Consider the following 7,408-nt stretch of genomic DNA (forward strand, 5'->3'; position numbering starts at 1 on the left):
TTATAATATTTATCTGCTAATGTAAGTTAGTAGGATTAAAATTTATAAAATGAAAGAAGGGTAATTTAGTGAGCGAGGTTAAAAGACTTAAGACAAGAGATGAAATCAATAGTACTTATAAGTGGAAAGTTGATAAGATGTATGTGAGTTCTGCGGCCTGGGAAGAAGATTTTGAAATATTAAAATCTAAAGCTCCAAAGATGCAAATATTTTCAGGAAAATTAGGTCGGGCTGAGGATTTATTAGCATTTTTAGAAAGCAATGTAGAGATTGAAAGGCTTTTAGACAGATTACTTGTATATGCTCATTTAAGAGCGGATGAAGATACTGCTAAGGCTGAGTTTCAAGTTCTTAAAAATAAGATTGATTCTTATGGCGCAGAAGTTTCTAGTATTACAGCATTTTTTGTTCCTGAATTGTTATCATTACCAGCGGGAGCTGTAGATGAGGCAATTAAAAAACTTCCAGCACTTGAACTATATGAATTCTATTTGAGTGATATTTTAGATCAAAAGCCACATATTTTAAGTGTCGAAGGTGAAAAGCTCATGGCTTCTGTTAGCGATTGCTTAAATGCCCCGGGAAATATATTTGGAATGCTTACAAATGCAGACATGGTATTTCCGAGTATAAAAGATGAAAGTGGTAATGAGACCCAATTAACAGAAGGAAATTATAGTACTTTTATAAAATCTAAAGATAGAAGAGTAAGAAAAGATGCCTTTGATACGTTATTTAAAGTCTATGGCGGATTTAAAAATACATTAACAACATCTTTAACATCTTCCATTAAGAATTTTGTATTTAATGCAAAAACAAGAAATTATACCTGCGCATTAGAAAGTTCTTTAAAGCCAAATAATATTCCATTAGAGGTCTATGATAATGTGGTGGATACTATAAATAATAATTTATCTTCTCTTCACAAATATATAAGCCTTAAAAAGAAATTATTAGGGCTTGATGAAATTCATATGTATGATTTGTATGTGCCAATAGTTGATGTAGAAGTAGATCATATTGAGTATGCAGATGCCGTTAAACTAGCACTCGAGGGTATTAAACCGCTAGGGCAAGAGTATTTAGATGTATTCAAAAAAGGAATTAGTGATGGTTGGGTAGATGTATTTGAAAATAAGGGCAAACGTACAGGGGCATATTCCTGGGGTTGCTATGATAGTATGCCATATGTGCTTTTAAATTATAATTATCAATTGAATGATGTTTCTACACTTGCTCATGAAATGGGTCACTCTATTCATTCTTATTATTCAAGGAAGAATCAACCATATATATACTCTGAATATGAATTATTCTGTGCAGAAGTAGCATCAATAACTAATGAATGTTTATTAATAGATTATTTAATTAAAAATGAGAAGGATAAGAAGAAAAGATTATTCTTAATAAATCAGCAATTAGAAGGAATAAGAACTACAGTATTTAGACAATGCATGTTTGCAGAGTTTGAAAAAATAACACATGAAAGTATTGAAGGTGGCAATCCATTATCTCCAGAGGATTTATGTAAAATTTATCATGATTTAAACGTAAAATATTTTGGAGCAGAAATGGTGGTAGATGAAGGCATAGATATGGAATGGTCGAGAATTCCTCATTTTTACAATGATTTCTATGTGTATCAATATACCACAGGCTTTGCAGCAGCTAATTCTTTCAGTAAAATGATAGTTGAACAAGGTGAAAGTGCTGTAGAAAGATATAAGGGATTCTTAAAAAGTGGTGGAAGTGACTATCCAATAAATATACTTAAAAAGGCTGGAGTAGATATGTCCACTCCAAAACCTTTAGAGGATACTATAAGAAGATTTGATGAATTGTTGGTGATGCTTGAAAAAGAGATGTAATAGAGTGTGGAGTTCTCCTACGTGCCTTGCAAAAGAGCTTGAAACTGGAAATTGCATTAAGAAATTCTTGTCTTTTGCTAATATAAAATCACAAAAACACAGGTGTAAAAAACCTGTGTTTTTTGCGTCTTCTCAATTGAATTATATTTAACATTCATGTTACATATATTGTATATTATACAAATAAATATAAGATGAATAACAGATGGATTAATGATTTTAGATGATGGAGATAAAAAAAGGGGAGTGATTTAAATTAAAATTATACTCACTATTTTAATAGGTATAACGTTTTTGATATGCATTATAATACTACAAGTATTTTTGTCAAAACGATACAATAAGTGGCTCGGTTTAATATTGCCAATTATTAATGGTCTCTTTTCCATTAGGCTAGTTTTAGATATGAACTTTAATGGGGAGGAATCAACTATAGAAATTATAATGCAAACTGTTTTGACATTTTTATCATGGAATATTTTAACAGGATATTTAATGGACATATATTTTACTTGCCGTGAAAAATTAGAAAAGAAAATGAATATTAAAGATTTACACTACTAACATTGATTATGTTTTTTTTGTTAAACAAATAAACTATAAATATTTAAACACATATAATTTACTCAAAATAAAATTAGGAGGTTAAAATATGGCGATAATGTTAAGTTAAGTCTACTTAATATTCTTAATAACTGTTTCAGGATTGGGTATATACGCAACTGTTTTACTTATTACCGCTTTAAAAATATATATTAAAAAAAACTCATTATATAGTAGGTTTTTCTTATATTGAAGCTTGCACAAAGTATTCTTTGTCTTATCCGAGGAATACACAGTATTAATAATGCGATAAAAACCGACTTATCTAGAAATTTCTAGACAAGTCGGTTTTTATATGTATTTTATTAATATAATTTATCTCAGTTAGACCGCGCTAAGAAACGTATATATTATGTAAATTGGGTAAGGGTCAAGCTAATATAACATTTAGAAATTTTCATTTGATAACAAATGTTTTTATGCATTAATAGTAATATATACTTTTCTGCTTTTTATTTATTTTTCTTAATATACCAATAAACAGGAAGTCCTATTAAGGTTATTACAAGTCCTATAACGGCATTTGAAGTGTCAGTCATAAGTGTACTTATTAGGATATATATACCTCCGATAACTCCAACAAGTGGAACTACAGGATAAAATGGCACTTTATAAGGTCTTTCTAAATCTTTATGTTTTGTTCTTAATATAAAGATACCAGCTACTGCCATTGTGAAGAAAATCCATAAAACAAAGATAACTAGATCAGTTAAAGTATCAAAGGAACCACTGAATACATATAAGCAGGCAAGTCCTACCTCGAAAACAAAAGCATTTAATGGAGTTCGATATTTTGGATGTACTTTTCCTAAAAATTTATTAAAAGGTAAAAGTTTATCTTGAGCCATTGCAAAAGGTATTCTAACTCCTGTCATTAGGTAGCCATTTAATGTCCCGAAAATTGAAATTAATATAATAGCGGTAATAATTAATGAACCAGATTTTCCAAATAAAACTGTTGCAACATCAGAGGCTACTTTATTAGAACTTATAACTTTTGTTATAGGAACTACGTTTATAATTGCCAAATTAAATAAAACATATACTGTTATAATAACAATTATTCCGAAAATTATAGACTTTGGTATGTCTTTTTTAGGATTTTTAAGTTCGCCTGCTATATTACCAACGCCCACCCAGCCATCATAAGCCCAAAGTGTTCCAAGCATAGCTGCTCCAAACCCAGCGCCGGTTGCTGCAGTTCCTACTGGTAGAGAAAAACTGTGAGCAGTTCCTTTTATAAGTCCTAAAGCGATAATACCAAAAATCGGAATTAATTTTGCAATCGTTGCAACAAACTGAATTTTAGCACTAAGTTTTGTTGATAATACGTTTGCAATGGTAATAACAAACAGCATTAATATTGCAAATAGTTTTTGCGCAGTTGCACTCATAGGTACAAAATTAGTGGCTTGAGTTGCCAGGACTATTGCTAAGGCAGCTGCAGCACCTGGTACATAAATAACTGTTTGTACCCAACCAAATAAAAAAGCTGATTTTTCTCCATAAAGTTCTTTAAGATATATAAATATACCTCCAGTTTTGGGAATAGCTGCTGCTATTTCAGCTATAGTAAGCCCAGAAGCCATAGTTATAACACCACCTGCTATCCAAGCAAGTATTCCCAAGGTTGGAGATCCTGCGTTTCTAAAGACAATGGAAGGTTTAAAGAAAATTCCGGATCCTATAACCATACCTATAACTAGGGTAATGGCTTCGCGTAAACCGATTTCTTTTCTTAGTATTTTTGGTGAATTATTGATAGAATTTAAGTCTTTTAATGTTTCCAAAATAAATCATCCTTTCTTTTGTTAGCTTTGAAATAATAGAAAATTGGTATTAATTAAAGACTTCAGAAGTTTATTAATTATGGGGTAGCATGATTTTCTTCAAAAAAGTCATTTAAATATATAAAAACAGGGAGCAAAATGGCAACAAAAACACTGCCTTTTTACTCCCTGTCCTTTTATCTGAAAGTTTCCTTAGATTATAATCTAAGTTGCTCCGTTGATGCCACATTTAAGTGTTCTCTCCAGGGGTATGTCAAATTATTGTATGAAACCTGAAAGTTTCGAGAAAAATCATAAGCATAGATTTTCCTCTTTCTTCTACGGTTATCCAATATGGATATCTCCAATAATTATCATCCATTAAATATAAAATTAATTATTTCTATATTATTTTAATAGCAAATTTAAATTTAGTCAACAAGATTTATTTAGAATATTTTACTAAAAAAAGGAATGAATTTGTTTATTGGATTTAAAGTTTAAATTTGTAATATAGGAATTTAAGATATTTAAAACAAACATGGAAACATAAACATACATGCATGTAAACATAAACATACATGGGGACGGTTAACAACTAATATGATTATCAATAGATGTAGATGTGTGTATGTAACTAGATGGGGACGGTTAACAACTAATGATTTTAATAATGATTTTAATATATCATATAAATAAGAATTATTATTTGCCCATAGATATCCATTGCTATTAAATATATAATATAAGATAGAAATACTAACTAATATCTTGTTAAAAGTTAGTGAATCATTTTAGTATATATTATTTGAAAATACATTAACTAGTTATAAAGATTAATATTTATTATTGTGAATGAAACAAAGATAGTGTTTACACTATCTTTGAATAAATGGAGGAATGAAAATGAGATTGTTGATTACCAATGACGATGGTATAAATGCAAAGGGGATATATGCACTAGCGAAAGAATTAGAAAAGTATCATGAAGTGATTATCGTAGCACCAGATAATGAAAGAAGTGCCTGTGGGCATTCAATAACTCTTTCTAGGCCACTTATTGTGAGAAAAGTTGCTCTAGAAGGATTAAAATCAATAGCTTTTAGTGTGGATGGAACACCGGCGGATTGTGTGAAAATAGCAATTAACAAGCTTATTGATGGTAAAATAGATATGGTAATATCAGGAATAAATAAAGGTTTGAATTTGGGTACGGATGTTCTATATTCTGGTACGGTTTCTGCAGCTATTGAAGCATCTATTTATAAAGTACCATCTATGGCGATTTCTATGCAGGTTAATAAAAAAATTGAAAATTATGAAATGGCATCAAAGTATGCTGGAGAAATACTTCTTATGGCTAAGAAAAATAACGTAAAGAATGATATGGTGTTAAATGTAAATGTTCCACTTCTAAAGGGAAATGAAATAAAAGGAATTAAAGTTTGTAAAATTGGAAGTAGATTGTATAACAACTGTTATATAGAAACTATTGGAGAAAATGGTGAAACGCAGTATGAAATAAAGGGTGAATTAAAAGATGTTCATGAGGAGGATTCCGACACGTTATATTTTAAAGAAGGTTATGTAACTGTAACACCACTTCATTATGATTTAACTAATTTTAATATCTTAAATGATGTAAGTAAATGGTTTTAATTTTATAAATATGTAATTTAGACTGTTGTTAAAATGTCAGCAGTCTTTTTTGTAAATAAATATGCATAAGATAAAGAAATTTTTGAATACAGTGGAAGATAATTTGCTATATACTTTCAAATTATGTTATTATTGTATTGAAATTAACAAAGGTTTACATATGAAGTAAATTATTGATTGAATGGTTATATTTTTATTTAAGTAGCTTATGTTTTGCAAGAAAATTAAACTAAATATTGGGGGGCAAATAAAGTGATTAATAAACTATCGTTAAAAGAAACTGAAAATGCAAATGATAGACACAGAATAATAAGAAGTTTCGAGGAAATTTTAGATCAATTACCTGCATTATTCGAAGAAGAGATTTCTTTTACGTTAACGGATAAACAACACTTTGTTAAGTTTGTTGAAAGTAAGAACATGCCTGCATATTCAGAGAGCGGGAAAGTAATTCCAAAGGGTGAAGCATTAAGAGAAGTCATGGAAAGTGGTAAAATAAAAGTATTTACAATTGATAATTATAATAATATGAGTATTAGGGTAGTTGCAATTCCGCTAAAGGATGAGCAAGGTAAAGTAGTAGGAGCAATATCATATGGTAAAAATTTAGAAAATAGTATTCGGGTAACTAAAATGTCTGTTGATTTATCAAATGCAACCGCATCTATATTAAAAATGGCAAATGAAATTAATAATGATATTCAAAATATTAGAGAAATAAATACTAAGGTTGTAGAGGAAGTAAAAAACACTTCGAATCAATGCAATAATACAGATGGAATAATTAGCTTTATTGAAGGCATAGCAAAACAAACCAATCTTCTTGGGCTAAATGCAGCAATAGAAGCATCTAGAGCGGGTGACCTTGGAAGGGGTTTTGGGGTCGTAGCAACTGAAATAAGAAAGCTATCTGGATCTAGCACACAATCTATAACTGAAATTAATACTATATTGAAAAGCATTAAGGATTCAGTAGGCATAGTAGAAAAAAGTATTGGTACCTCAATTGCTTCATCTGAGAAACAAGAACAATCATTAATTCAAATAGTACAATCTGTAAAAGAGTTAAATAAGGGTGCTGAGATTCTAGCTGAAATGGCAAGTAAATTATAAGGACATAAATAATGAAAATCGATGGGGACGGTTAACATCTATTTATCCTTTGATTTACCCTTTAGAATAAGTACAAGTTTTCTATGAAAGCTTGTACTTATTTATTTATTTATAAAAGAATTTATTTATCACTTATTTTAATTGTTTTAACTTTATATATCTCGTAATGGCATGCTTCTAATACTTGTCCAATTTTAGTGAAATAAAAATAATTGCGTTTACTCCATAATTTTTTTTATTATATTGGAACGACAAAAATATTGTTAAGTAAAAGATAAAAATAATAGTTAAGGACTATACTTAAATGTAGTGCGTCAAAATATAGCTTTATGTAACTGCATTCCTAAGTCAAATTATAACTATAATACTATTAATTATCTAGTGGTTATTTGCTTT

Annotated in this window: 4 protein-coding genes and 1 riboswitch; of the genes, 3 read left to right on the forward strand and 1 reads right to left on the reverse strand. The window is 29.4% G+C overall.

From position 1 onward, the window contains the following. Positions 1 to 68: 68 nt before the first annotated feature. The gene (pepF, locus tag KPL51_RS14260) at positions 69 to 1,868 is read left to right on the forward strand and encodes an oligoendopeptidase F (RefSeq protein WP_216162893.1); all 1,800 of its coding nucleotides are present in this window, start codon (positions 69 to 71) and stop codon (positions 1,866 to 1,868) included. A 1,055-nt stretch (positions 1,869 to 2,923) separates the two neighbouring features. Here the strand turns inward: pepF and KPL51_RS14265 are convergent. After that, positions 2,924 to 4,261 carry an APC family permease gene (locus tag KPL51_RS14265; protein ID WP_224853521.1) on the reverse strand — a complete coding sequence of 446 codons (1,338 nt, stop codon included), beginning with the start codon at positions 4,259 to 4,261 and terminating at the stop codon, positions 2,924 to 2,926. A gap of 158 nt (positions 4,262 to 4,419) precedes the next feature. After that, positions 4,420 to 4,517: riboswitch (glycine riboswitch) on the reverse strand. Between the two features lie 629 nt (positions 4,518 to 5,146). Between KPL51_RS14265 and surE the strand changes: the two genes are divergently transcribed. Beyond that, the gene (surE, locus tag KPL51_RS14270) at positions 5,147 to 5,899 is read left to right on the forward strand and encodes a 5'/3'-nucleotidase SurE (protein ID WP_216162896.1); all 753 of its coding nucleotides are present in this window, start codon (positions 5,147 to 5,149) and stop codon (positions 5,897 to 5,899) included. Positions 5,900 to 6,151: 252 nt separating this feature from the next. Beyond that, positions 6,152 to 7,012: a methyl-accepting chemotaxis protein gene (locus KPL51_RS24330; RefSeq protein WP_216162899.1), complete on the forward strand. Its 861-nt coding sequence runs from the start codon at positions 6,152 to 6,154 to the stop codon at positions 7,010 to 7,012. Positions 7,013 to 7,408 lie beyond the last annotated feature (396 nt).

Source organism: Clostridium bowmanii (assembly GCF_018861315.1).
GTDB classification, from domain to species: Bacteria; Bacillota; Clostridia; order Clostridiales; family Clostridiaceae; genus Clostridium_AD; species Clostridium_AD bowmanii.